The sequence below is a fragment of the Anaeromyxobacter oryzisoli genome, from assembly GCF_022690765.1.
Taxonomy (GTDB): domain Bacteria; phylum Myxococcota; class Myxococcia; order Myxococcales; family Anaeromyxobacteraceae; genus Anaeromyxobacter; species Anaeromyxobacter oryzisoli.
The window spans coordinates 110,505-136,813 of sequence record NZ_JALCZA010000006.1 but is presented as its reverse complement, the minus strand read 5'-3'; the positions used below and the strand labels follow the sequence as shown (position 1 = coordinate 136,813).

General features: G+C 73.8%; 21 protein-coding genes. 13 read left to right on the top strand and 8 right to left on the bottom strand.

The window, feature by feature from the left end:
* Positions 1–5 precede the first annotated feature (5 nt).
* Genes MNZ27_RS03765 through MNZ27_RS03755 form a run of 3 tightly spaced genes read right to left on the bottom strand, consistent with a single transcriptional unit; the run spans position 6 to position 2,853 of the window.
* On the bottom strand, positions 6–1,007 hold the full coding sequence (locus MNZ27_RS03765) for an MBL fold metallo-hydrolase (protein ID WP_242392695.1): 1,002 nt from the start codon (positions 1,005–1,007) through the stop codon (positions 6–8).
* A 35-nt stretch (positions 1,008–1,042) separates the two neighbouring features.
* Positions 1,043–2,008: an electron transfer flavoprotein subunit alpha/FixB family protein gene (locus MNZ27_RS03760; protein ID WP_242392694.1), complete on the bottom strand. Its 966-nt coding sequence runs from the start codon at positions 2,006–2,008 to the stop codon at positions 1,043–1,045.
* A gap of 41 nt (positions 2,009–2,049) precedes the next feature.
* On the bottom strand, positions 2,050–2,853 hold the full coding sequence (locus MNZ27_RS03755; protein WP_242392693.1) for an electron transfer flavoprotein subunit beta/FixA family protein: 804 nt from the start codon (positions 2,851–2,853) through the stop codon (positions 2,050–2,052).
* 243 nt (positions 2,854–3,096) lie between these two features.
* Between MNZ27_RS03755 and MNZ27_RS03750 the strand changes: the two genes are divergently transcribed.
* The 8 genes from MNZ27_RS03750 (at position 3,097) to MNZ27_RS03715 (ending at position 12,057) form a co-directional block, all read left to right on the top strand.
* Positions 3,097–3,600 (top strand): DUF3015 family protein, encoded by a 504-nt coding sequence (locus MNZ27_RS03750; protein ID WP_242392692.1) that lies wholly within the window; start codon positions 3,097–3,099, stop codon positions 3,598–3,600.
* A gap of 260 nt (positions 3,601–3,860) precedes the next feature.
* A complete protein-coding gene (locus MNZ27_RS03745) occupies positions 3,861–5,882 on the top strand; it encodes an Lnb N-terminal periplasmic domain-containing protein (protein WP_242392691.1) in 2,022 nt (673 codons plus the stop codon).
* A gap of 75 nt (positions 5,883–5,957) precedes the next feature.
* Complete coding sequence (locus MNZ27_RS03740; RefSeq protein WP_242392690.1) at positions 5,958–6,548, top strand: DedA family protein; 591 nt, start codon at positions 5,958–5,960, stop codon at positions 6,546–6,548.
* Positions 6,549–6,770: 222 nt separating this feature from the next.
* Entirely contained in the window at positions 6,771–8,387 is a 1,617-nt protein-coding gene (locus tag MNZ27_RS03735) for a thiamine pyrophosphate-dependent enzyme (protein WP_242392689.1), read from the top strand.
* Positions 8,380–8,874 carry an indolepyruvate oxidoreductase subunit beta gene (locus tag MNZ27_RS03730; protein ID WP_242392688.1) on the top strand — a complete coding sequence of 165 codons (495 nt, stop codon included), beginning with the start codon at positions 8,380–8,382 and terminating at the stop codon, positions 8,872–8,874. Before MNZ27_RS03735 ends, MNZ27_RS03730 begins: the two co-directional genes overlap by 8 nt.
* 27 nt (positions 8,875–8,901) lie before the next feature.
* Positions 8,902–10,242, top strand: coding sequence for a phenylacetate--CoA ligase family protein (locus MNZ27_RS03725; protein WP_242392687.1), 1,341 nt, complete (start codon positions 8,902–8,904; stop codon positions 10,240–10,242).
* A 15-nt stretch (positions 10,243–10,257) separates the two neighbouring features.
* Complete coding sequence (locus MNZ27_RS03720; RefSeq protein WP_242392686.1) at positions 10,258–10,698, top strand: amino acid-binding protein; 441 nt, start codon at positions 10,258–10,260, stop codon at positions 10,696–10,698.
* A gap of 3 nt (positions 10,699–10,701) precedes the next feature.
* A complete protein-coding gene (locus MNZ27_RS03715; RefSeq protein ID WP_242392685.1) occupies positions 10,702–12,057 on the top strand; it encodes a phenylacetate--CoA ligase family protein in 1,356 nt (451 codons plus the stop codon).
* A 35-nt stretch (positions 12,058–12,092) separates the two neighbouring features.
* On the opposite strand, the gene MNZ27_RS03710 is transcribed toward MNZ27_RS03715, so the two are convergent.
* Entirely contained in the window at positions 12,093–13,391 is a 1,299-nt protein-coding gene (locus MNZ27_RS03710) for a hypothetical protein (RefSeq protein ID WP_242392684.1), read from the bottom strand.
* Between the two features lie 296 nt (positions 13,392–13,687).
* Here MNZ27_RS03710 and MNZ27_RS03705 point away from each other — a divergent pair, with 296 nt between their 5' ends.
* Both MNZ27_RS03705 and MNZ27_RS03700 read left to right on the top strand, forming a co-directional pair.
* On the top strand, positions 13,688–16,723 hold the full coding sequence (locus MNZ27_RS03705) for an Ig-like domain-containing protein (RefSeq protein ID WP_242392683.1): 3,036 nt from the start codon (positions 13,688–13,690) through the stop codon (positions 16,721–16,723).
* A gap of 12 nt (positions 16,724–16,735) precedes the next feature.
* Complete coding sequence (locus MNZ27_RS03700) at positions 16,736–18,007, top strand: OmpP1/FadL family transporter (RefSeq protein WP_242392682.1); 1,272 nt, start codon at positions 16,736–16,738, stop codon at positions 18,005–18,007.
* A 114-nt stretch (positions 18,008–18,121) separates the two neighbouring features.
* Here the strand turns inward: MNZ27_RS03700 and MNZ27_RS03695 are convergent, their stop codons facing one another.
* From MNZ27_RS03695 to MNZ27_RS03685, 3 genes are all read right to left on the bottom strand, one after another.
* A complete protein-coding gene (locus MNZ27_RS03695; protein ID WP_242392681.1) occupies positions 18,122–19,138 on the bottom strand; it encodes an SDR family NAD(P)-dependent oxidoreductase in 1,017 nt (338 codons plus the stop codon).
* 450 nt (positions 19,139–19,588) lie between these two features.
* A complete protein-coding gene (locus MNZ27_RS03690) occupies positions 19,589–20,932 on the bottom strand; it encodes a TolC family protein (RefSeq protein WP_242392680.1) in 1,344 nt (447 codons plus the stop codon).
* 178 nt (positions 20,933–21,110) lie between these two features.
* Entirely contained in the window at positions 21,111–21,845 is a 735-nt protein-coding gene (locus MNZ27_RS03685; RefSeq protein WP_242392679.1) for a BON domain-containing protein, read from the bottom strand.
* A gap of 316 nt (positions 21,846–22,161) precedes the next feature.
* On the opposite strand from MNZ27_RS03685, the gene MNZ27_RS03680 reads away from it, so the two are divergent.
* The 3 genes from MNZ27_RS03680 to MNZ27_RS03670 all read left to right on the top strand — a co-directional run bounded on the left by MNZ27_RS03680 (position 22,162) and on the right by MNZ27_RS03670 (position 25,302).
* Positions 22,162–23,574 (top strand): glycosyltransferase, encoded by a 1,413-nt coding sequence (locus tag MNZ27_RS03680; RefSeq protein WP_242392678.1) that lies wholly within the window; start codon positions 22,162–22,164, stop codon positions 23,572–23,574.
* 259 nt (positions 23,575–23,833) lie between these two features.
* Complete coding sequence (locus MNZ27_RS03675; protein ID WP_242392677.1) at positions 23,834–24,334, top strand: cupin domain-containing protein; 501 nt, start codon at positions 23,834–23,836, stop codon at positions 24,332–24,334.
* Between the two features lie 212 nt (positions 24,335–24,546).
* Entirely contained in the window at positions 24,547–25,302 is a 756-nt protein-coding gene (locus MNZ27_RS03670) for a hypothetical protein (RefSeq protein ID WP_242392676.1), read from the top strand.
* A 57-nt stretch (positions 25,303–25,359) separates the two neighbouring features.
* Here the strand turns inward: MNZ27_RS03670 and MNZ27_RS03665 are convergent, their stop codons facing one another.
* On the bottom strand, positions 25,360–26,139 hold the full coding sequence (locus tag MNZ27_RS03665; protein ID WP_242392675.1) for a slipin family protein: 780 nt from the start codon (positions 26,137–26,139) through the stop codon (positions 25,360–25,362).
* Between the last annotated feature and the right edge of the window lie 170 nt (positions 26,140–26,309).

The window sequence follows — 26,309 nt, the reverse complement described above, 5'->3', positions numbered from 1 at the left end:
GGGGGCTAGCCGGCGAGCCGGTGGCGGAAGATCCCCGCGGCCTCCTCGCGCACCACGTCGCCCCGTGCCTCGAGCACCTCGAGGTTGCCGATGGTCTCGGAGACGACGAGGAACCCGTCGCCGGGCCGCGCCACCGGGAACAGGGCGCGGGAGACCTCGTACGCCGTGTGCGGGCCGTCCCGGAGGACGTCGCGGATGCGCGCCTGCCGCTTCTCGACGAACCCGAGCAGCGCGTCGATCACCGCGCGGTGACCGCCGAACGGCCGGCCGTGGCCGGGGAGCACGAGGTCGACGTCGAGCGCGCGCGTCCGCCGGAGGCTGTCGAGGTACGCGAGGAGCGGGCGGAAGTACCCGTCGCGCCCGTCCGGCCCGAGCTCGATGAGCGGGTTCGGGGAGATCCGCTCGAGGAGGTGATCGCCGGAGAAGAGGAGCCGCCGCGCGCGGTCGTACAGGCAGACGAGGCCCGGGGTGTGGCCGGGCATGTGGAGCACCTCGAGCCGGAGCGCCCGCGTCTCGACGACGGTCCCGGGCTCGAGGGGCCGGACCTCGGCGACCCGGCGGGCGAGCCCGAAGCCCCGCTCGCCCTCGCGCGTCTGCGCCGCGATCGCGTCCGCGGGGACGCCCAGCCGCGCGAGGTGCGCGACGAAGAGCGGCACCTGCTCGCGCCAGCGCCAGCCGGACTCGGCCACCTTCGCGACGTCGGCCGGGTGCGCGTACACCGGGGCCCCGCTGCCACGCTCCTGGACGAACCGCGCGGCGCCGTAGTGGTCGATGTGCCCGTGGGTGAGGAGGATCCGGCTCACCTCGTCGAGGCGGCGGCCGAGCCGCGCGAAGCCCGCCTCGAGCGCGGCGTGGGCCTCCGGCGTGTCGAGCCCCGCGTCCACGAGGAGGACGCGGCCGTCCCGCTCCTCGACGAGGTACGCGTTCACCGCCCCGCCCGCCTGCGGGAACGGCACGGGCATCGGGATCCTGTGGACCCCGAGCTCGGCCAGGTCTGCCTCGGTCACGCCCGCCTCCACCCCACCCACGGCCACGCCCGCGCTCACTTCTCGGCCTTCACCTTCGCCGTGAGCGCGGGCAGCGCCTGGAACAGGTCCGCCACGAGCCCGTAGTCCGCGAACTGGAAGATCGGCGCGTCGGGGTCCTTGTTCACCGCCACGATCACCTTCGAGCCCTTCATGCCGGCGAGGTGCTGGATCGCGCCGCTGATCCCCGCCGCCACGTACAGCTCGGGGGCGACCACCTTGCCGGTCTGCCCCACCTGCCAGTCGTTCGGCACCCAGCCCGCGTCCACCGCCGCGCGGCTCGCGCCCACCGCGGCCCCGAGCGCGTCGGCGAGCGCCTCGATCGGCGCGAAGTCGCCCTTCGTGCCGCGCCCGCCCGCGACCACGACGCGCGCCTCGGTGAGCTCCGGCCGCTCGCTCTTCACCTCGCGGAAGCCGGCGTGCCTCGTCCGGAGCGCGGCGGGGTCGATCGAGACCGCCACCGCGTGCACCGCGCCGGGAGCCGCCGCCCGCTGCGCCGGGGCGAACTCGGTGGTCCGCACCGTGAAGACCTTCACCGCCGTCGCGATCTCCACCTCGGCGAGGACGTTCCCGGCCCACATCGGCCGGCGGAAGGTCACGTTCGCCCCGTCGCCGCCGAACCCGAGCACCTCCGTCGCCATCCCCGCCTCGAGCCGGGCGGCGACCCGGGGGAGCACGTCCTTCCCAAACGCGGTCGCGGCGGCGCCGACGTGGGTGGCGCCGATCGCCTTCGCGAGGTCGGCGAGGACCGGCGCGAACGCCTCGGCGAGGGGGCGCTCGAGCACGGGGGCGTCGGCGACGTGCACCTCGACGCCGTACGCGGCGAGGTCGGCGGCGAGCGGGCCGAGCCCCTTCCCGAGGAGGGCCGCGTGCACCTGCCCGCCGGTCCGCCGCGCGATCTCCTGCCCGGCGGCGAGCGCGTGGAGGGTCGCCTTCCGGATCGCACCCGCGCCGTGCTCCGCGACGATGAGGACGTTCGACATGGCGTTCTCCCTGATTCGAGGATTCGAGCTCGCGAGAGCGGCTAGAGGGCCTTCGCCTCTTCGTGGAGCTTCTTCCAGAGCTCCTCGACGTCGGCCACCTTCACGCCGCCCTTGCGCGCCGGCGGCTCCGACAGCCGCTTCACCACCACCTTCGGCGCGAGGTCCACCCCGAGCGCCGCGGCGGCGAGCTCCTGGAGCGGCTTCTTCTTGGCCTTCATGATCCCGGGGAGCGACGCGAAGCGCGGCTTGTTGAGGCGCAGGTCGGTCGTCACCACCGCCGGCAGCGCGAGGACGAGCGTCTCGACGCCCCCGTCCACCTCGCGGACGACCGTGAGGGACCGGCCGTCCGCGCCGAGGACGACGCCAGGGTCCTTCTTCTGCTCCGCCTCGCTCTCGAGGCTCGCCTCCTTCGAGGCGAAGGTCGCCTGCGGCCAGCGGAGCCGCTCCGCGAGGTACTGCCCGGCCTGGTTCTGGTCGTCGTCGATGGACTGCTTGCCCATCAGGACCAGGTCCGGCTTCTCCGCCTCGACGATCTTCTGCAGCATCGCGGAGACCACCGCCGGATCGAGCGGCCCGTCGTGGCGGACCAGGATGGCGCGGTCGGCCCCCATCGCCAGCGCGGCGCGGAGCTCGGTCTGCGACTTGTCCACCCCGATCGAGACCACCACCACCTCGCCGCCGTGCCGCTCCTTCAGCCGGAGCGCCTCCTCGACGGCGATCTCGTCGAAGGGGTTCAGCTTGTAGTTCACACCCTCCGTCACGATCCCCGCGCCATCCGGGCGCACGCGGATCTTCGACTCGGGGTCTTCCACGCGCTTCGCCGTCACCAGGATCTTGAGGGCCATTTGGGGATCCCCTGATTTGCGAGTCGGCCGTGATTCGAGCGCCTCGACTCTTGCGCAGCGCGCCACGGTCCTGCAACCGAAAACCTGGCCGCCTGGGCCGCACCCCCTCCGGGACGCCTGCCCGCTTCCACTTCGCACGAGAGCGCGGTAGGTAGGTAGCCAGCTCCCCGCTCATCCGGGCGGGGGATCGTTTTCCCGCTCGATCGTTCTCGCTCAGTGGATACCGAACCCAGGAGAGAAAGCATGCGCATTTCGCTCGCAGTCGCGATCGCCGCCGTCCTCTTCGCCGTGCCTGCCGCTGCCGCGGATTCGACGCAGGCCGCCATCCGGGGGACCGGCCGCTACGGGGCCGCCGGCTGCGGCCTCGGCTCGATGGCGTTCGGCGACACGCCGGGCGCGGTCCAGATCCTCGCCGCGACCACCAACGGCACGGTCGGGAGCCAGACCTTCGGCATCACCACCGGCACCTCGAACTGCGGCGCCGGGCTCTTCGCCGCCGGCACGCAGAACTTCGTCGAGGCGAACCGCGAGGCGCTCGCGAAGGACATCTCCCGCGGCCAGGGTGAGTCCATCGGCGCCCTCACCGTGATCAACGCCTGCCAGGACTCCGCCGCGGTGGGCGCCGCCCTCCAGAAGAACTTCAAGACGATCTTCGCGAGCGACGCGACCTCGAACGAGGACGTGACCAAGGCGATCCTCCAGACGCTCGAGACCGAGAAGAGCGCCGGCTGCTTCCAGCGGAGCTAAACGGCCGAGCGCCAGCCGAGGTAGCCGGAAATCCGCGCGCAGGGTGGGGGGACCCCGCCGCAGGCGGGGGGAGGGGCGCCGCCCCTCCGCGCGGGGACCGCGAGCGATCCCCCGCGAAGCGGGGGCCGCGAGCGGTCACGGGCCCCGCGCAGCAGGAGTGGGGCCCCGACGGCTCTGCCGGCGGGGCGAGGGCGCAGCCCTCGTTACATCTTCGGGGAGCCTTCTAGCGAGGGCTCCCCTTCGTTTACCCTCTCCGGCCGATGCGCCGCCCTGCCCTCGCCCTCCTCCCGCTCCTCGTCGCCGCCCCGCTCGTCCCGCTCCGCGCCGGGGCGCAGCCGCCCTCGCCCGCCGTGGAGGGCGCCAGCGCGCCCGGGAGCTCGTCGGCGAAGGCACCGGCGAGCGCGGCCGCCGGCGCGGCGGCTCCGGACCGCTCCTACCTCCCCGAGCTGATCGCGCGGGCCCGCGCCCTCGGGCTCGCCAAGGATCCGGGTTGGCTCCGGCTCGGCCACTGGCGGGGGCGCTACCTCGGCGGCTGGAAGAGCGAGGTGGACTCGCCGGCGTTCTACCGCGCGCGCAACGGACAGTACGATCCCGCCGCCGAGCTCGAGGCGACCCTCGCCGGGTTCTTCGACGCCACCTCGCCGAAGGACGAGCTCGACGACGCGCAGTGCCGGTTCCCGGGGCGCTTCCTCTACCTCGACGCGAAGCTCGGCCTCGATCCGGTCCGCCTGCCGCGGCGCCCCTGCCCCCGGCGCGACGACTTCCTCCGGCGCGTCGAGCCGGAGGGCGCGACCCTCGTCTTCTCGTCCTTCTACCTGAACAACCCCTCCTCGGCGTTCGGCCACACCCTGCTCCGGCTCGACAAGGCGCCGGAGGCCCGCTCCGGGAAGCACGAGGAGCTGCTCGACTACGGCGTGGACTACGCCGCCACCGTGGACACCCAGAACGCGGTCCTCTACGCGTTCAAGGGGCTCTTCGGCCTCTTCAAGGGCGAGTTCAAGTACTACGCCTACTACTACAAGGTCCGGCAGTACGGTGAGTACGAGTCGCGCGATCTCTGGGAGTACGACCTCGACCTCTCGCCCGAGGAGGTCCGGCTCCTCACCGCGCACATCTGGGAGCTCGGCGGCGCGTTCTTCCAGTACTGGTACCTCGACGAGAACTGCGCCTACCACGTGCTCGGCGCCCTCGAGGCGGCGGTCCCCCGGCTGCACCTGCTCGACCACGTCGGTCGGTACGTGGTCCTGCCCTCCGACACGGTGAAGGCCCTGTTCCGCAACCCGGGCCTGGTCCGGAAGATCCACTACCGACCGTCGATCCGCACCCAGTTCCAGGCCCGGACGAAGGAGCTCGATGGCCGCGCGCTCGAGGCGGTCGAGGCCCTCGCCCGCGACGCGGGCGCTCCCCTCCCGGCGGTCACGTCGGGCGAGCAGGCGGCGATCCTCGACGCGGCGGCGGACCTCGTGGACCTCCGCCACTTCCGCGCCCTGCTCGAGGGCACCGACCCCGAGGCCGCCCGCCTCCGCCAGGCGCTCCTCGAGCGACGCGCCGCCCTCCGGAGGCCGAGCGCGCCCCTCGTGATCCCCACGCCGGAGCGGCTCCGGCCCGACCGCGGGCACGGTTCGTTCCGGCTCGGCGCGGGCGGCGGCGGCAGCCGCGAGGAGGGCGGGACGGTGGCCTTCGACCTCCGCCTCGCCCTGCACGACCTCGGCGATCCGCCCGAGGGCGAGCCGCCCTTCGCCTCGATCGAGTTCGGGCCGACCCGGCTCGTCTGGGCGCCGCGCGAGCGGCGGCTCGAGCTGGACGACGCCTCGCTCGTCCGGGTGATCTCGCTGAACCCGGTGAACCGCTTCGACACCCGCCCCTCATGGAAGATGCGCCTGGGCGCGACGACCGTGCGCGACGCGGGCTGCGATCGCTGCCTCGCCGGCGCCGCGGAGTTCGGCGGCGGGCTCACCCTCGGCGATCTCGGCGGAGCCCTCGACCTCCTCGCCACCGCGGACACCGAGCTCCTCGTCTCGCCGCGGCTCTCCGGCGCGGGCGGCTCGTGGGCCCGCCCCGGCGTCGGACCCTCGGTCCTCGCCCGGCTCCGGCTCGGGGACGCCGCGGCGCTCCTCGGGGACGCCCGCTGGCGGTACCTGCCAGGCGCCGAGCCGCGGACCACCTGGTCCTTCTCCGCCGCGCTGCGGGTCCACCTCGCGCGGGATCTCTCCCTCGCCGTGGAGGGGCGCCACACGCCCCGGGACACCGACGTGACCGGGCTCGTGCTGGCTTACTTCTAGTGGCGCGCGTCCGCTGACCGGTCATGATGATTCGCCTCGAGCTCCGTGCGGAGCGGCACTAGGCGCGCGGCCCGCATGCTCACCGCGCTCCTCGAACACTTCGGCTACCTCGCCATCTTCGCCCTGCTCGTCGCGGGCGGGCTCGCGGTGCCCATCCCGGAGGAGGCGGTCCAGCTCGTCGCCGGCGTCCTCGCCCACGAGGGCTACCTCCGCCTCCGGATCGCGATCCCGGTGGCGTGGGCTGGGATCGTGACCGGCGACCTGCTCTGGTTCACCCTCGCGCGGCGGCACGGCCCGGCGCTCCTCTCCCGGGCCTCGGTGGCCCGCGTGCTCACCCCCTCGCGCCGCGCCTGGCTCGATACCCACTTCGCCCGGCACCCCATGATCACGGTGGCGCTGTCGCGCCACCTCTCCGGCCTCCGCCTCCCGGCCTACGCCCTCGCCGCGACCCATGGCGTCCGTCCCGCGATCTTCGCCCTGGCCGACGGGCTCTCCGCCCTCGTCTCCGTCCCGCTCGTCGTCACGGTGGGCTACGTCTCCTGGGACCACCTCGCCGCGGCCAAGGCGGACGTCCGGCGGGTGGAGCTCGGGATCCTCCTCGCCGTCGCGGTCGTGGCCGCGATCGTCGTGCTGGTCCGCCGCAGGCGGCGAAGCCGCGGGCGGTGAGGCGCGGCAGGAGGCAAAGGGGGCTCGACTGGCGACCCGCCGCGCCCTCGCCCGCGCGCCAGCCCGCCGTGCGCCCAGGACTGGGAATCCCCGCCCCATCGGGTATCATGCCGCTTCCTCGGCTCCTCGCGCTGCGAGCGCCGGCTCCGACCGCCTGGTCGAGCCGGGTCCCCTGCACGCCGCGGCGGCCGGGTTCGACCACGAGAGGAGAGTTCCCCAGCGATGGAACGGCGGCTTCTTTCCGGCGACGAGGCGGTCGCCGCAGCGGCGAAGGACGGCGGGGTCCACCTCGGCACCGGCTACCCCGGCACCCCGTCCACCGAGATCCTCGAGACCTTCTCGACGCTGGGGGGACGGGCGCAGTGGGCGCCCAACGAGAAGGTCGCGCTCGAGGTCGCCCTCGGCGCCGCGTTCGGCGGCGCCCGCGCGCTCGTCACGATGAAGCACGTCGGCCTGAACGTGGCCGCCGACCCGCTCTTCACCTCGGCCTACACCGGCGTGCAGGGGGGGCTCGTGATCGTCTCGGCCGACGATCCGGGGATGGCCTCCTCCCAGAACGAGCAGGACAACCGGCACTACGCCGAGGCCGCCGGCCTCCCGATGCTGGAGCCCTCCGACTCGCAGGAGGCCTACGATCTGGCCCTGGCCGCGTTCGAGCTCTCCGAGCGCTGGCAGCTCCCGGTGATCCTCCGGATGACCACCCGCGTCTGCCACTCGAAGTCCATCGTGGCGCGCCGGGCCGGGCTCCCCGCCCCGAAGGCGCCGGCGTTCGTCCGCGACATCAAGGCGCGCGTGATGATCCCCGCCTACGCGCGCCCGGCGCACCGCGCGCTCCGCAAGAAGCTCGAGGGGCTCCGCATCTACAACGAGTCCTCCCCGCTCAACGTGTGGCGCGAGGGCTCGAAGGCGCTCGGCGTGATCACCTCCGGCGTCACCGCGCGGCACGTCCGCGAGGCGGCGCCCGAGGCGAGCCTGCTCGAGCTCAAGACCGTCTACCCGCTGCCCATCGACAAGCTCCGGGCCTTCGCCGGGAGCGTCGAGCGCTGCGTCGTGGTCGAGGAGGGCGACCCGATCCTCGAGGTGGCGATCCGCGCCGCCGGGATCCCCGTCGAGGGGAAGCCCGCCGCGTTCCGCTTCGGCGAGCTCTCGGTCGAGCGGGTCCGGCGGATCCTCGCGCGCGACCCCCGGCCCGAGCCGGAGCCGCCCAAGGGGAAGGCGCCGGCGCTCTGCCCGGCCTGCCCGTACCACCCCGTCTACGCGGCGCTCCACAAGCTCGACTGCATCGTCGCGGGCGACATCGGCTGCTACACGCTCGGCGTCCTCCCGCCGTACCAGGGGATCGACGCCTGCGTCGCGATGGGCGCGTCCGTCGGCATGGGGCTCGGGCTCCGGCACGTCCTGCCGGAGCAGGAGGCGCGCCGGGTCGTCTCCATCATCGGCGACTCGACCTTCGTCCACTCCGGCCTGAGCGGCCTCGTCGAGATGGTCTACAACCCGCCCCCCACCGGCCACGTCCTGATCGTCCTGGACAACGGCACGACGGCGATGACGGGGCAGCAGGAGCACCCGGGCACCGGGCGCACCCTCGCGCACGAGCCGACGACCAAGGTCTCGATCGAGGGGCTCGCCCGCGCGGTCGGGGTCCGCAGCGTGGACGTGGTGGACCCGGTCGCCGATCCGGCCGCGTTCGAGAAGCTCCTCGCGGAGCGGCTCGCCGCGCCGGTCCTCTCCGTGATCGTCGCCCGCCGGCCGTGCATCCTCGCGGCGCCGAACATCCGCCGGTACGAGCAGGCCGCCGAGGCGAAGCGCGCGGCGGGCGTGGAGGCCGGAAATGTCTAGCCGCATCGTGAACGTGGTGCTCGCCGGCGTCGGCGGCCAGGGCGTCATCAAGGCCTCGGACATCCTCGCCGACGCCGCCTTCCGGGCGGGCCGCGACGTGAAGAAGGCCGAGATCCACGGGATGAGCCAGCGAGGCGGGTCGGTCACCACCGACGTCCGCTTCGGCGACGAGGTTCTCTCGCCGATGATCACGCCGGGCGAGGCGGACTTCCTGGTGGTCCTCGACCCCTCCGAGATCGCCGTGACGCGCTCCCTGCTCCGCGCGGGCGGCCTCCTCGTCCCGCCGGACGCGATCGAGGAGGCCCGGCTCCCGAACAAGAAGAGCCTCAACGTGGCGCTCCTCGGGATCCTCGCCCGCGCGCTCGACCTCCCCGAGGAGGCCTGGCGCGCGGCGATCCACGCGGCCCTCCCGGAGCGGCTCCACGCGCTCAACGAGGCCGCCTTCCGGCTCGGGCGCGAGACGGCGCTCCCGCGGCCGAACCCCTAGCGCCGAGTCCTCACCCGCAGCGAACACGTGACGAGGTCCCAGGTGAACACCCAGCGGAGCGACGCCGGCGTCGCGTTCCACCCGGCGAGCGCGCCGGACTTCCTCCCGCGCCGCGAGCTCGCGAAGCTCCAGCTCGAGCGGCTCCAGAAGGTGGTCCGGCGCGCGTACGAGAAGGTCCCCCTCTTCCGGCAGCGGATGGAGGCGCGCGGCCTCCGGCCCGACGCGGTGAAGGGGCTCCCCGACCTCGCGCGGCTCCCCTTCACGGTGAAGGCCGACCTCCGGGACACCTACCCCTTCGGCCTCTTCGCCTCCTCGATGGACGAGGTGGTCCGGCTGCACGCCTCCTCGGGGACGACCGGCAAGCCCATCGTCGTCGCGTACACCGCCGCCGACCTGCAGGTCTGGACCAGCGTGATGGTCCGCGCCCTCGCCGCCGCCGGCCTCGGCAAGGGCGACGTCCTCCAGAACGCCTACGGCTACGGCCTCTTCACGGGCGGGCTCGGCGCCCACTACGGCGGCGAGGCGCTCGGGGCGACGGTGATCCCGATCTCGGGCGGGAACACCGAGCGGCAGCTCATGGTGCTGCAGGACTTCGGCGTCACGGCGATCTGCTGCACGCCCTCGTACATGATCCACCTCATCGAGCGGGCCCGCGACGCGAAGATCGGCTTCGGGAAGCTCCGGGTGGGCGTGTTCGGCGCCGAGCCCTGGTCGGACGGCATGCGCGAGTACATCCAGGCGGAGGCCGGCATCCGCGCGCACGACATCTACGGGCTCTCGGAGATCATCGGCCCGGGCGTCGGCGTCGAGTGCGTCCACCGCGACGGCCTGCACGTCTTCGAGGACCACTTCTACCCGGAGATCGTGGACCCGGAGACGGGCGAGGTCCTCCCGGACGGCGTCGAGGGCGAGCTCGTCCTCACCACGCTCTCCAAGGAGGCGATGCCGATGATCCGCTACCGGACGCGCGACATCACCGCGCTCCAGGCGGAGCCCTGCCCCTGCGGCCGCACCCTCCGCCGCATCCGCCGGATCGGCCGCCGCTCCGACGACATGTTCATCATCCGCGGCGTGAACGTGTTCCCGTCGCAGGTGGAGACCGCGCTCCTCCAGGTCGAGGGGACGCTCCCGCACTACCAGATCGTCCTCACCCGCGAGAAGGGGCTCGACGAGATGGAGGTGCAGGTGGAGGTCACCGCCGGGTTCTTCTCCGACGAGATCCGCGGCCTCCAGGCCCTGCAGCACGAGCTCGAGACCGCCGTCGATCACGTGATCGGCCTGCGGGTGAAGGTGACCCTCGTCGCGCCGAAGACCCTGGCGCGGAGCGAGGGCAAGGCGAAGCGGGTCGTGGACCAGCGGAACATCTGAGGCGGGAGGCGCCGAATGCAGATCCGTCAGCTGTCGCTCTTCCTGGAGAACAAGCCCGGCCAGCTCCGCATCCCGGCCAAGGTCCTCGGGGACGCCGGCATCGACATCCTCACCATGTCGCTCGCGGACACCCACCAGTTCGGGATCCTGCGCCTGGTGGTGAAGGACACCGACCGCGCCCGCGCGGTCCTCGAGGACGCGGGCGTGGTGGTGAACGTGACGGACGTCCTCGCGGTGGACGTTCCCGACCGGCCGGGCGGCCTCGCCTCGGTGCTCGAGGCCTTCGAGAACGCGGGGCTCGGGATCGAGTACATGTACCCGTTCGCCACGCGCGAGCGCGGCCGGTACGCGACCCTCCTCTTCCGGCTCGAGGACCCCGCCAAGGCCGCGAGCCTCCTCCAGCAGCACGGCGTCCGGCTCGTCTCGCCCGCCGAGCTCTTCGCGCGGGCGGGCTAGACCATGGCCTCTTCATCGATCGTCGCCCGGGGGGCGCTCCCCCCGGGGTTCGAGAACCGGCTCTACGATCCCGCCGAGGCGCTCCCGCGCGACGAGCTCTCCGCCCTGCAGCTCCGCCGCCTCCAGGAGACCGTCGAGCGCGCCGCCCGCGTGCCGTCCTACCGCGAGGCCCTGGGCCGGGCGGGGGTGTCCGCCGCGGACATCCGATCGCTCGACGACCTGCGGCGCCTCCCGTTCACGGTGAAGGACGACCTCCGCCGCAACTACCCCCTCGGCCTCCTCGCGGTGCCGCGCGAGCAGGTCGTCCGGATCCACGGCTCGTCGGGGACCACCGGCCGGCCGACCTTCGTCGCCTACACGCGGAGGGACCTCGACACCTGGACCGGCCTCGTCGCCCGCTTCCTGGTGGCCGGCGGGCTCCGCCCCGAGCACACCGTCCACGTCGCGTTCGGCTACGGGCTCTTCACCGGCGGGTTCGGCCTGCACTACGGGATCGAGCGGGTCGGCGCCGCGGTGGTGCCCGCCGGCGGCGGGAACACCCCGCGTCACGTGCGGCTCATCCAGGACCTCGGCGCCCAGGTCCTCATCTGCACGCCCTCCTACGCCCTGCACATCGGCGAGGTGGCGGCGGCGGAGGGGCTCCGGCCCGACGACCTCGCGCTCCGCTTCGGCCACTTCGGCGGGGAGCCGTGGACCGAGGAGCTCCGCCAGGAGATCGAGCGGTCCCTGGGGATCCTCGCGTTCAACAACTACGGCCTCTCCGAGGTGATCGGCCCGGGCGTCGCGGGCGAGTGCGGCGTGCGCGAGGGGATGCACGTCCAGGAGGATCACTTCATCGTCGAGTGCCTCGACCCGAAGACGCTCGAGCCGGTGCCCGAGGGCGAGGTGGGCGAGCTGGTCATCACCTCGCTCACCAAGGAGGCGACCCCGGTCCTCCGCTACCGGACGCGCGACCTCGCCGCCCTCGACCGCCGCCCCTGCCCCTGCGGCCGGACCGGCGTGCGGATGGGGCGCGTGGTGGGCCGGTCCGACGACATGCTCATCATCCGCGGCGTGAACGTCTTCCCGTCGCAGGTGGAGGAGGCGCTGCTGCGGGTGGACGGGACCGCGCCGCAGTACCTCATCGAGGTCTCGCGCCCCGGCGCGCTCGACGAGGTGAAGGTGAAGGTCGAGCTCCGCCCCGGCGACCTCCGCGACGAGATGCGCCAGATGATCGAGCTGAAGGACCGGATCGACCGCGAGATCCATGCGGTGACCGGGATCCGGATGTCGATCGAGCTCGTCGCGCCCGGCGCCCTCGAGCGCTCCCCGGGGAAGGCCCGGCGGGTGATCGACCACCGGAAGGCCGCGGTCGCGTAGAAGCGGGAGGCCCGCAGCCCTCTCCGGGCCTCCCGTCAGAAGGCGTACAGCGACCCGAGCTCCACCTGCGTCGAGTTCCGCCGGAACCAGTCCTGGGTGTTGGTGAGGTACCAGGTCACCTCGGTGGACACCCGCCAGCGGCTGGTGAGCGACAGGATCGCGCCGCCCGAGACCTGCTGGTTGCGGTTCACCACCGTCGCGGTGGCGGGCAGGTCCGCCTCGCGCGGCTCCTCGATGCCGTAGCCGACGAACCCCTGCAGGACCGGGATCGGCGTGACCACCCCCTGCACCCAGAGCCCCATGCTCCGCACCGCCGAGACCGCGAGGCTCTTCGGGGTGGCGGGCGCGACCGCGCCGTCGGTGGTGAACCTCACCTCCGGCGCGACGCTCTGGTAGGCGCCGAGCGCGGTGCCGATGAAGCCCGCGCCCATCACGGTGAGGTGCGGGACCTCCACCCGGGCGTCCACCGAGGCGCCCCAGCCCTCGACGGTCTCGTCCCGGCCCGCGCCGTCCAGGAAGTAGACCTCGCGCCCGTAGCGGCCGGAGGCCCCGACCTCGAGGAGCGGCTTCCCGCCGGGCCGGACGGCGACGGCGACGCGCCCCTCGACGTCCGGGAAGCCGGAGCGCTCGCCGACGAGGACCCCCGCGGACTTCGGCCGGTCGTAGGGGGCGAGCGCGGCGACCTGCGCGGAGAGGACGACCGGGCCGGAGGTCTCGGCGCCGAGCCGGAGCTGCGGCGCGCGGCGATACAGGTACCCCGCCCCCGCGAAGCGCGGGACGGCGACGTGGGCGAGCGAGAGGGCGACGTTCGGGCCCCCGAAGAGCGACCAGGTCTGTCCCGCGGTGAAGGTGAGGTTCGCGAGCTCCTTCCACGTGACGGCCATCCAGGCGTGGCGGAGGCGCACCGCCGGGAGCGACGCGTCGTCCGAGGCGACCGGGCCCATGAAGTCCACCTCCACCAGCCCCTTCGCGCTCGCGCCGCGGAGCAGCCCGTCGGTGGGGAGGCCCACCGCGGCGCGGATCCGGCTCTGCCGCACCGAGACGCCCGCCGTGTCGCGCCCCTGCACCGCGAACAGCGGCAGGTCGGTGCTCCCGGTTCCGTTCGCGTTCACGCCCCCGAACGTCCGCCACGCGTGCGTCTGGAACCAGCCTCCCCACTCGAAGGTCACGCCCGGGCTCCGCGGGGGGGCGGCCGCTGCGGCCGGCTCCGCCGCCGGCGCGCCGGACGCGGCGGGCGGCTGGGCGGCGGGCGCCGCGGGCTCGGGCGAGGGCGAGGTCTGGGCGGCCGCGGCGAGGGGAAGGGCGAGGCAGAGCGCGGCGAGGCGTCGGATCATGGGATCTCCCGTGAGTCGAACGAGCGGCGCCACCCCCCGGCGTCCGGCGGAGCTCGCGCGGCCGCCGATGGTAGCCGGACCCGGGCGGGTCGCCAATCCGGGTGGCGCGCGTGGTGCGTCCGCGTACCACCCGCCGCGCCGCCGGCGCGAGCACGCGTCGCGTCAAAGCGAGGCCGAGCGCCGGTGACTCTGGGTCGGGGGTGCCCTCCTTGACTTCACCCCGCGGCGGGAAGATGAAGGACGGGGCTCCCCCCATACAGCTTGCTTCACCTTTGGTGCTTCACCTCGGAGGCCGCATGGCGCTTCGCACCAAGACATCCCTGACCCTCGCGCTCGTCCTCCTCGTCACGGCTTGCCGCAACGTGGAGCAGGATCCGCCGAACCAGGTGGTCATCGCGACCTTCTCGTCGCCGGACATCCCGACCCCGAACGACCTCGCGCTCCAGGCGGTCCCCACGCTCCCGGACGGGACGCAGAAGGAGCTGCTCCGGTCCTTCGTCGAGCGCGGCGGCTTCCCGAGCGACCAGGAGGTCGCGATCACCGTCCCGATCAAGGCGCTCGCGTTCGACGCGGCGACCAACACCTACCGCGCCGTCGCGCCCGCGCCGACCGTGAACGTCGCGACCATCACCCCGCAGACCGCGGCGGTGCTCAGGATCGACGGCGGCACGGCCGTGGTGGTGGACACCGAGGCCGGCCCCGCCGCGCCCGGCACGATCGTGATCCGGAAGAAGGCCGACGCGAGCGGGAGCCGGCGCTGGGCGCCGGGCCGCTACGTGTTCGCCCTCCGGGGCGGCGCGCAGGGGGTGAAGACCACGGACGGGATCGCCGTCGCGCCCGACACCGCCCTCGCCCTCACCATCCCGAACAAGGATCTCAGCAAGGTCGAGAACCAGCCCACGGGCGCCACCCCGGATCTCGTCGCACAGCTCGAGGCCCTCCGCGCGGCGCTGTGGAGCCCGCTCGACTGGGCGCCCACCGGCACTGTCGGCGCGCAGACCTGGGCGCCGTGCGAGGCCATGAACATCGGCTGCCTGACCGGCCGGATCCCGCCCGCGTTCGCCGCGGTGGACGCCGCCTTCCCGCACGCCGAGACCGCCAGCATCGCCACGTTCGGGATCGCGCCGGCGCTCGCCGTGACGCCCCTCACCGACGCCGGCTCCGGGCAGATCCCGCTCCCCTCGAACCTGCTCCTCGACGGCACGCGCCCGGTTCCGGGGACGACCAACCGCTTCTTCGTGAGGAACGTCCCGGCGTTCGGGCCGGCCGCCGCCGGGCTCGCCACGCTCGACGGGTTCTCCACCACCGGGATGGTCCTCTCGCCGCTCTCGGGCCCGGTGGACGCGGCCACCATCACGAACCAGACGGTCTTCCTCTTCGAGCTCCCCGATGACCCGGCGACCGGCTCCCCGCGCATGCTCCGCGACGTGGCGACCGCCGTCGCGGCCGGGGCGCCGGGCACCGCCGAGATCCTCATCCAGCCGCCGGACCTGAACCAGGCGGTCACCGTGGGCGGGGCGACCCGGCAGGCCACCACTGCCATCGGCCTCCAGCCCGGCGTGCCGGTGCCCGTCTCGCCGACGGTCACCGCGATGGTCCCGCCGCTGAAGGAGAAGAAGAACTACGCCGTCGTCGTCACGCGCGGCGTGAAGGACCTCGCGGGCAACCCGCTCGTGCGGAGCACGCTCGCGAACCTCGTCTTCACCTTCACGACCCCGCTCGTGGACGCGAGCGGGAGGTCGCAGATCCCCAACGTCTCCGACGCCGACGCGGCCGGGCTGGCCGCGATGCGGGCCGGGTTGATGCCGCTCGTCACGAACGTCGGCGCGCTCACCGGCTCGAGCCTCACCGCGGACGACGTGGTGATGGCGTACACGGTCCAGACCCAGACCGTCACCGACGCGAGCGTGAAGCTCTCGGCCTTCCCCTACGACCCGAACGGCGACGGCAACCCGGCGGACAGCGCGTTCTTCACCACCACGAACGCGGCGGCGTTCGACCCGACCGCGGCGCTCGGCCTCCCGGCGTCCTTCTTCCCCGACGTCTCGTTCCTCACCGCGACCCTGACCACCTTCGACGCGATCGACCCGGCCACCGGCGCCTTCGGAGTCGACGCCTCCGGGAACCTCGTCGGGACGCCCACCGGGATCCCCGTCCTCGTCGCCCTGCCCAGCGGCTGCGCCGCGAGCGCGCCCTGCAGCGCTCCACTCGTCGTCTGGCACCACGCCCTGAACGGCAGCCGCCTCCAGATGCTCGCCGTCGCCGAGTCGCTCGCGAGGCGTGGCTTCGTGGTCGCGGCGATCGACGCGCCCTACCACGGCGAGCGCGCGTTCTGCGCGCAGAACTCCGACTGCACCACGGACGGCACCGCCGACGGCGTGTGCACGCCGGATCAGGCCAAGGCAGGCCAGGGAGACGCGATCCCGCCCGGCACCTGCACCGTCGGCCACCTCCGCGAGGCGAACCTCAGCACCGTCGCCTCGGGCAACTACTTCCTCACGGCGAACTTCTTCCGGATCCGGGACGGCTTCCGCCAGATGCTCGTCGACGAGGCGGCCCTGATCCTCGCCCTCGCCCGACCGCCCGCGGCGTCCGGCTTCCCGCAGCCCGCGGCGAACGCCGTCGTCGAGGCGCTCGCGGCGAAGGGCGTCACGGTCGATCCGACCGCCGTCTACTTCCAGGGGCTCTCCCTGGGCGGCATCAGCGGCGGCCCGCTCCTCGCCACCAACCCGCGCTTCGCCCGCGGCGTCCTCGACGCGCCGGGCGGTCCGCTCGTCGACGTGTTCACCACCGCGCCCGCCTTCGCGCAGGACGTGGACGCGCTCTTCCTCGGCCTCGGCATCGATCGCTCGAAGATCGCCACCGACCCGAACGTCGCGGCCCGCTACCTCCAGACCCTGATCCTCGCGAAGTGGATCATCGACCCCGCCGAGCCGGTGAACTACGCCGCCCACGTCCGGTCGAAGCTCCCGAGCCCGCTGCTCGTCGCGGCGCCGAGCGGGTTCGGCGGCACGGGGATGGTCCACCCGACGGCGGAGGTCTTCGGCCAGCTCGCGAACTGCGATCAGGTGGTGCCCAACCTGACGACCGTCGTGAACGGGCGCCCGCTGCCCTACGGCGACCTGCTCGTGGACCTCGCCGGCCTGGCGACGACGACGACGCTCTACACGAAGGCCGACGGCGCCGGGGGTACGACCGGGTTCTGCGTCCCGCACGGCACCGCCATCGACACGTTCCTGTCGAGCGCGATCGGCGGCCCGATGCGCGAGGACGCGGCCGCGTTCCTCTTCAGTCCACCCACGACCATTCCACCGCAGGTCACGCTGCAGTGACGAGGTGACGCCATGCGCAAGACGACTCTCCTCGCGATCCTCGCCCTCGCGTTCCCGGCGGCCTCCCGCGCGAACGGCTACGACGTCCCGAACGTGAACCCGCGCGACCTCTCGATGGCGGGCTCGCTCGTCGCCGCCCAGCAGGACGCGGCGGCGGCCTACCAGAACCCCGCGGCGCTCTCGAAGCTCGACGGGCTCGAGCTGACGGTCGCCGGGTCGCTGCTCGACATCGGCACCCGGTGGAAGGCGCCGGCGAGCTCGGACCTGGCGGGCTCCACTGCGAGGACCCGGTTCCGCCCGGCGCCGCCGGTGTCGCTCTTCGCCGCCTACGGCACGAAGCTCGCCGACCGCGGCGCGGGCATCGGCTTGGGGATGAACATCCCCGCCGGCGGGAACGTGTTCTGGCGCGACGACTGGGCCGGCCGGGGCCGCATCATCACGGTGGACCGCAAGCTCTACGGCTTCTACCTGACCGGCGGCTACGAGGTCGTCCCGCGGTTCGTCCGCCTCGGCGGCGGCGTGAACTACATCTACGCGCGCGAGTACCTGAAGCAGGGCATCCAGCCGGACCCGAGCGCCTACGGCGAGCTCGACGCGAGCGGCGGCGGCTTCGGCTACGACGTCTCCGCCGAGATCACGCCGTTGCCCAGCGTCCCGCTGACCATCGGCGTGGACTACAAGCACAAGGTCACGATGCACCTCACCGGCGACGCGCACTTCTACGTCCCCGACGCGCTCCTCCAGCCGAACCCGACGGATCCCAGCGCCGCCGCGCCGGTGGACCAGGGCGTGAAGCACGCCCTCACCTATCCGAACATCCTCGCCGTCGGCGCGGCCTACCGGCCGACGGAGCCGCTCCTCGTCACGTTCGGCTACACGTTCAACCGGTACGTCGTGTACGGCCAGGACGTCTTCCAGGGCGATCGCGGGACGACCATCGCGGTGCCCCGGCACTACGGCAACGGCTCCACGTTCCGCGTGGGCGGCGAGTACCGCGTCAGTCCGCGGATGGACCTCCGCGCCGGCGTCCTCCGCGACCGCTCCGGGTTCGACGAGAGCCGGTACTCGCCGACGCTCCCGGACTCGGACTCGTGGGCGGGCGCGCTCGGCGCCGGGTGGCGGCTCCGCGAAGGCCTGGCGGTGAACGCCGCCGTCTTCTACGTCTGGTTCGACCGGGTGCGCCAGACCAGCGATGTCGAGCTCCAGGGGATCTACGACACCCGCGCCTGGATCGCCTCGCTCGGCCTCGACTGGCGGACCGACCTCGCGGGCGGCGCGCGGTAGCCGGGCTCCTCCCGACGCGGAGCACCGATCGAGAGGCCCCCCGCCGCGAGGCGCGGGGGCCTCGTCGTCCCCGGGCACCCGCTCGCCCGAGCGCAGGAGCCGGAGCAGGTCCGGCTACGCGGGCTCCTCGTTGTAACGCCGCGCGGCGCGCTCCCCGAGGGCGGTCAGGATCGAGCGCGCGACGCCGCGGCGATAGAGCTCCGCCGGCAGCGCCATCCCCTCCCCCGCCTCCGCGGTCGGCCCGGGGAGGAGGCGGTTCACCGCCCCGAGGAGGCGGATGACCGCCCCCGGAGCGAGCGCGTGGACCAGCCTGGCGAGCTTCGCGGGGGAGCCGATCACCACGAAGCGATCGCCCCGCTCGACGGCGAGGACGATCCGGCGCGCGGCCCGCTCGGCGCTGACCGTGACGAGCGGCAGGGACGCGAGGAGCGAGAACATCGTCGCCTCGGCGTACCGCTTCCCCTTCACGAGGGCGTGGCCGAAGGACCCGGTGCGCATCAGCCCGGGGACGACGGTGATCACCGTCACCCCGTGCTTGGCCGACTCCGCGCCGAGGGCCTCGGACCACCCGCGCATCGCGAACTTCGCCGCGTCGTACGGCGCGAGGTGCGGGACCGCGATGTCGGCGCCGATGGAGGTGACGTTCACGATCGTGCCGCGGCGACGCGCGCGCATCCCGGGGAGCACCGCCTCGGCCGCGTGGACCGCGCCGTAGAACATCGTGTCCATCGCGCGCCGGTAGTCCTCGAGCGACATGGCCTCCACGGGGCCGACCTGGATGATCCCCGCGTTGTTCACGAGCAGGTCCACCGGCCCGAGGTGCTCCTCCACGTCGGCGACGAGCGTCCGCATCGCCTCGTCGTCGCGCACGTCGCCGGGGAGGGCCGTCGCGTCGATCCCCTCTGCCTCGAGTCCCCCGCGGGCCCGCTCGAGCTCCTCCTCGTCGCGCGCGCAGATCACCACCCGCATGCCGCGCAGGCCGAGCCGGCGAGCGAGGGCCAGGCCGAGCCCGCGCGAGCCGCCCGTGATCAGCGCGACGCCCGCGAGCGGCTTGCGCACCAGGCGGCGCGCGAGCGCGTACCCCGCGCCCCCGAACAGGGCCATCCAGGCGAGCATGCCGACGCGTCGCATCGGGAGAACCTCCCGCGCAACGATGCACACGCGCGCGCCTGGACGCCCGCCGAAGTCGCCAGCCGACCGGGCGCTCGAGGCCCGTCGAACAATCGACGCGCCTTGACCATCAGGAGGGGCGGGCCGTCGCCCGCCCCTCGCGCCCGAAGTGAATTCGGGCGCTTCACCCCACCCGCCGCCCCGCTCACGCGGGTCGGCTGATGGCGACACCCACTCGCTTTGAGCTGCTGCGGCGCACGCTGCCTGCCTGCGCGGAGCAGACTCCTCCCTGCGCTGCTCGACGTGCCAACAGGCACGCCTGCGCTGCTCGGTCGTCGTGTGCCCCGCTCGGCGACGGCATCGTGTGCCTCGCGACGCTCAACGCAAGCGGGTGGCGCCCCGAGAGCTCGTCGAATTCTTCGACGAGCTCTCAGCGCGGGCCACGCCGCACCGCGGGCGGCCCGCCCAGCTTCACGGGAAGCGGCCGGTCGCCGCGAGCAGATCGAGCCGCGATTGCCGGGCGGCGTCCTCCGCGATCACGGCGGCGAGGTCCGCGTCGCGGGCCCCCCGCTCGGCGTCCACCACGTCGAGGCTCGTCGTCGCTCCCGCGCGGTAGGCCTCCACGACGAGCGCGAGCGCGGCGTGGGACCGCTCGGCGCCGCGGCGCGCCTGCCCGAGGGCCGCCTCGGCGTGGCGCAGGGTGACGAGGGCGCTGCGCACCTCGGCGCGCGCCTGGAGCGAGAGGCCGTCGAGCTGGGTCCGGGCCTCCGCGTCGAGGGCGTCGCGCTCCCGCCGCTGCCCCACCCGGAGCCCGCCCTCGAGCAGCGGGAACGAGAAGACCAGCCCCACCTGCCACCCGGTGCGCGGGTTCACGGCGGTGGGCGGCTCCAGCACGAACGTCTCCGCGGTGGCGAAGAGCGTCGGCAGCCAGTCGGCCCAGCTGTCCCGCGCGATGCGGTGGGCGGCGTACGACCGCGCGCGCGCGGCGCGGAGGTCGGCGCGGGCCTCCTCCGCCGCGCGGATCGCCTCCTCCGGGCCCGTCACGCCGACGGCGAGCCGGGGATCACCCCGCGCGTCGAGCGGACCGTCCGCCCCGGTCGCGACCCCGAGGGCCTCCTGGGCGCGCGCCACGCCGGCGAGGGCGTTCTCGAGCTGCACCTCCGCCGTCGCGAGCTGCTGGTCGGCCCGCTCCTCGTCGAGGAGGTTGCCGACGCCGGCCGCGCGGCGCTGGCGCGCGAACTCGAGGTGCGCCCGCGCCGTGTCCACGGCGCTCCGGGAGACCTCGACGGCGCGGCGCCCGGCCAGGATCGCGAGGTAGGCGCGCCCGGCGGTGAGCGCGACGATGCGCCGGACGTCCGCCTCGCTCGCGCGCGCCACGTCCGCGGCGTCGCGCGCGTGCGACCACTGGTACCAGCGTGACGGCGCGAAGAGGGGGAGCTCGAGGGCGAGGGTGCCGTTCACCTGATCCTGCGGCGAGGTGACGTTGGCGCCGAGCCGGCGGGTGGCGTCGAGGTGCGTGTACGTCGCATTTGCGGAGAGCGACGGCAGGGCCGGCGCGCGCGCCTGGACGAGGAGCGCCTCCGCCCGGCGCACCTCCTCCGCGGCGATCACGGCGGGCGTGGCCTGGCTCGTCGCGCGCCGGATCGCCTCGTCGAAGTCCACCGCGGGGAGCGCCGGCGACGCGAGCGACGCCTGCCCCCCGGGGACGGGCGACACCGCGGGCGCCTCGGCCCGGGCGGACGCGGCGCCCGCGAGGGCGACGACGACGAGCGCCATGGTGGACACGAAGCGGAGGATCGTCGCGACGGTCGTCATCCGGCGCCGACGCAGCCGGGGCTGCCCCGCACGGACCGTGGGTCCCTCCCCCAGCGAGGCGTGAAGCGCGCGTCGCCTGGCGCGCCCGCCGCCACTGGGGGACGCAGCGTTCACGTCGCTACGAGCGCGTGCCGGGCGGCAGCGCTCACGGCGCAGCACCCGCTTGCTCCAGGCGTCATCAGAGTGGCCGTACCGCGAGCCGGTTCACCACGCGGTCCACCGCGAAGACACACCAAGCGTCGATCTCCGCCATCTCCCGCTGAGCCGGTGACGGCACGGCACCGATCAGGGTCACGACGCCGCCGCGGACGATCACGCCGACGTCGGCCGCGTCCACCAGCGGGTCCTTCTCCAGGACGATCCGGACCGCGTCGGTGATGTCCTCGTCCGAATCCTCCTCCGGCGGCACCACCTCGAGCCCGTTCACGACGTCCGTCGTCCCCGGGATCCACCACGCGAGCACCCCCGCCAGTCGCTTGTGGACGAGGCTGGGGACCTCCCCGACGAGGGTGACGACCCCTCCGCGCACGCCGACCTCGATGCCGGCACCCGGGCCGGCGCCGCCGGACCCACGTTCCGGGCGCGTCGGGGGCACCATGCCCGGGCTCGCGCTCACGGAGCAGCCCTGGAACACGGGCTCCGCCTCGAGCGCTGCTCGAAGGTGCTCGAGGACCTCGGCGTCGCTCATCTGCCGCGCGGGGGACGCGCGGAGCCGGTCCACGATGTGATGCACCCCGGCGGTCGCGGCGATGGAGGCGAGCGCGAGCTTCTTCGCCCCGACGTCCGGCACCACGCCTTCGACGGTCACGACCCCGTCGTCGAAGGCGAGGGCGATCGCTCGATGAGCGAGGTCGATCCGAGGCTCGTTCGCGAGGGCTGCCCGTGCGGAGCGGAGGATCGGCGACGTCTCCATGCTCGAATGGTAGGTGCCATCGCGAAGGCCCCACCCGGAACACACGGGTCGTCGCGCGGCCAGAAGGGTGGACGAACGCGCCTCGAGCCGCTCGGCGGCGCGGTCCTCCGAGCGGCGCTCATGCTGCCGCTCGCCGACCCGGCTTCGCTCCCGACGCGGCGGAGCGCCGAGGCAGGCGCGTGGAGGTCCTCCGGCGCGCGCGCCGCGACGAGAGCCACCCGCTGGCCGGAGCCCCCGGTGAGCGCTCCGACCACGCCGCGATGGGGAGCAGCTTCGGGGCCTGCGTCCGACCCCGGCAGCCGGTTACGAGGATCGCATGCTCGACTTCGTGGACGTCGGCCGCCGGACGCTGGAGTCGTACCGGGGGGTCGCTCCCGATCCGCTCCTCGACGCGGTCCGGTCCGCCGCCGAGCCGCTGCGCGGCGCTCGCGTCCTTCACCTGAACGCCACGCCTTACGGCGGCGGGGTGTCCGAGCTGCTCCGCTCGGAGGTCCCGCTCCTCGACGATCTCGGGATCGTCGCGGACTGGCACATCATCCGGGGAGACGAGCGGTTCTTCCAGGTCACGAAGGCGATCCACAACGGGCTGCAGGGAGCGGCCGTCGAGCTCGGCGCGGAGCAGCGATCGGTCTACCTGTCGAACGCGCGCACGAACGCCGCGGCGTTCACCGAGGAGTACGACTTCGTCTTCGTGCACGACCCGCAGCCGGCCGCGATCCTGGGGATCCGCGGCCGCGGGAGCTCGCAGTGGATCTGGCGGTGCCACATCGACACCTCCGCCCCGAGCCCAGAGGTGTGGGAGTTCGTCCGGCCCTTCGTCGCCGAGTACGACGCCGCCATCTTCACCATGGAGGAGTTCGTGCCGCCCGGCTTCCCCGTGAAGCGCGTCGAGATCATCCCCCCCGCGATCGACCCGTTGAGCCCGAAGAACCTCCGCCTGCCCGAGACGGTCGCCGCCCAGGTGCTGGAATGGATCGGGATCCGGGTCGACCGCCCCCTGGTCACGCAGGTCTCCCGGTTCGACCCGTGGAAGGACCCGCTCGGCGTGATCGCCGCGTACCGCCTGGCGCGCCGGGAGATCCCGAACCTGCAGCTCGCGCTCGTGGGCTCGCTGGCGCTCGACGACCCCGAGGGTTGGGACGTCTACCGCCGCATCCGCGCCGAGGCCGGCGACGACCCGCTCATCCACGTCTTCACGAACGTCGTCGGCGTCGGGAACATCGAGGTCAACGCGTTCCAGCGCCTCTCGGACGTCACCGTGCAGAAGTCGCTCCGCGAGGGGTTCGGGCTGGTCGTGTCCGAGTCGCTCTGGAAGGGCACGCCCGTCGTCGCGGGGCGCGTCGGGGGCATCCCCCTCCAGATGGCCGACGGGGTCGGGGGCATCCTCGTGGACACCGTCGAGGAGTGCGGGGCCGCGATCGTGGCGCTCCTCGAGGATCCGCAGCGCGCCGCCTCGCTCGGCGAGCGCGGCCGGGATCGCGTGCGGGAGCACTTCCTCGTGCCGCGCCTGTTGCTGAACGAGCTGGCGCTGCTGCGCGAGCTCGGCGCGGGCCGCCCGTTCGTTCGCGCCGAGGGCTGGAGCCGCGACCGGGATCCGGTGTGCGGGATGGTCATCGAGGGAGGCGCCGGCGTCTCCTGGACCCTGGGCGAGGCGCGGCACCGGTTCTGCTCCGAGCGTTGCCGCGCGCTGTTCAGCGAGGACCCCGCTCGGTACCTGATCCGGCGCTGACGCCGCAGGCGGCCGCTCACGGATCGCCGCTCACAGGGTGGGCGCCCGGTCGTGGCGCCGGCGCGCGGTCCGCCGATCCCTGCCCGAGCGCTCGCTCCTTCACGGCGATCGCGAGCGCCCCGGATGTCCGCCGCTGCCGACCTGGCCGGGAGGGACGATCGTACGCGGCGCGCGCGAGCCGCCTCCGGTCGCGCCGATGACGCACCAGGGCCGCTGGACGACTCGGGCCAGGCGAGAGGCGCCGAGGGGGGTGCGGGTCATGTCCGAGGAGCGCATTCGAAGGCCGCGCGATCTGGTGGTCAGGGCCGCCGAGCGCGAGCAGCTCGTCGAGGAGTCGCTACGCCATCCGCTCGATCCCGACGCGGAGATGCACGCCTACGCGCTCGGCCGCCACGTCGGGCTCGCGCGCACCGGCGTGAACCTCATCCGCGTCCCGCCGGGGCGGAGCTCGTATCCGCTCCACTCGCACGCAGCCGAGGAGGAGTGGCTCTTCGTCCTGCACGGTGCGGGGACCGTCGGCGTCGGCAGCGACCGCTTCGAGATCGCGGCCGGGGACTTCGTCGGATTCCCCGCCGGCTCGTACGCGCACAACGTCCACAACTCGGGCGACGAGGATCTCGTCTATCTCTGCGGCGGCGAGATCGCGCCCGTCGACGTGATCGACTTCCCGCGTGCCGGGCGACGCGCCACGCGGGTGTGTCGAGAGTTCACGGTGTTCCACACGAGCGCCGGCGAGCCCCTCTTCCCGGCGCCTCGCTGAAGGCCCATCGCCGCGACGGCGATGATGGTGCGATCCGTTTGCGCGCGAGCTCCGGGCCGTGCTGCGCGTTGTGGGCGGCCCTCGACGAACGCGGGACGCGGAATTACCGTCGCCGCAGGCCGCCCGTCCGTACGCGCGCTGCGCACCACTCGGGGTTCCGGGGGGCCCGGGGGGGACAGATGGAATCGCGCCGTCCTTGGATCGAGATCCGGGTGGGCGCCGTCGTGGCCACCCTCCTCGCGATCTCCGGCCTGCTCGCCATCGTGAGCTTCACGGGGCGGGCGCTCGACTTCCCCGATCGCTGCGTCGCGGCGACCGTGCGTTGCCTCCTCGTCCGCGAGTTCGACGTCGACCGCGAGCAGAACGTCCCGACCTGGTGGTCGAGCATGCTCCTGATGGTCGGCGCGCTCCTCGCCGCGATCTCCGCCGCCGAGTCGCGGCAGCGCCGCAGCCGCGCGGCGCCCCGCTGGGTCCTGCTGTCCCTCGTCTTGGCGCTCGCCTCGATGGACGAGTTCCTCGCCCTCCACGAGATGATGAGCTCACCCATGCGAGCCCACTTCGCCGCGATCTCGAAGGTGGTTCGCCACGCCTGGGTGGTCCCTGGCTTCCTGATCGCCACCGCCGCGGCGTTCGGCTTGCTGCCGCTGCTGCGGGACGTGTCGCCTCGCGTGCGCGCGTGGATGATCTGCGCCGCGGTCGTCTACTGCTCCGGCGCGCTCGGGATGGAGCTCGTCGACGGCGTCTCGAGGCCCGACCGGGCCGAGACCTCGCTCGTGCACCTCGCGTTCCCCACGACCGAGGAGTTCCTCGAGTTCGCGGGGGCCTCCCTCTTGATCGGGACGTTGCTCATCCACCTCCGCGAGCGCGTCGAGGGCGTCCGCGTCGCCGGGGGCACGGCCGCGTGCGATGCGGAGGGAGGCTCCATCGCCACCCCACCTCGCGCCGTGGCGGCGCCGCGGCGGCCGTGAGCCGGCGTCCAGCCAGGACAGAGAAGCCCCGCGGACTCTTTCGGGCTCGTCCCGCCTCTACGGCGCACCGTCGCGGCCCCCCTTCGCCTTCACGGACACGATCCCCTGCGGAACGCCGAGCACCACCGTCCCGCCGCTCGCGGCCGCCCCGCCGACCGACTGCAGCACACGAAGGTTCATGAGCGCCGGGCTCTCCTCGATGAGTCGCGCGGCGTTCGCGAGGCTTCGCAGCGCCGCCGTCTCGCCGCGCGCTCGCTCGAGCGCGGCCTGCCCCTCCTTCTGGGCTCGGACGACCTCGGCGAAGATCTTCTTCAGCTCGCCGGGGAACATGACGTCCTTCACCTCGACGAGATGCAGCCTGAGGCCGAGCGCCTCGGCCTGCGGCCCGACCGCGTCCGCGAGCCGCTTCCCGATCTCGATGCGCTGCGCGAGCAGATCGTCGATCTTCGCCGCGCCGACCGCGGCACGGAGCCCGAGCTGCACCGCGACGTGCAGCGCCTCCTCGTAGCTCTGCGCCTCGTGTACCGCTCGCACCGGATCCGCGATCTCGTACGTTGCGGCGACGCTCACCTTGAGCCCCACGTTGTCCGCGGAGAGCACCTCCTGCCCGGGAATGGTCGCGATCCGCCTGCGGAGGTCCACGACGACCACGTCCTCCCAGACCGGGAGCACGATCCGGGCGCCCGGTCCGAGGCGACGAGCGAACCGCCCGCCTCGGTAGAGCAGGCCCGCCTCGTACTCACGGACGAGCACGAACCGCACGAGCCGGCGCGCGACCACCCCGACCGCGATGGCCGCTCCGATGACGACGAGCGCTGCTGCGATGACTCGCTCCATGACCATCTCTCCTCCAGGAATCGACCCGTCCCGGGGAACCCCGCTCGCCCGGCGGGGGCTCTCCGCCCGCAAGGCCGGGTGACCGTCGCGCTCGCGCGCTGGTCCCCCGGGACGAGCCATGACAGGGAGTCGAACCCAGAGGTCCAGGGCGGAAGGCCCATGCGCAGGAC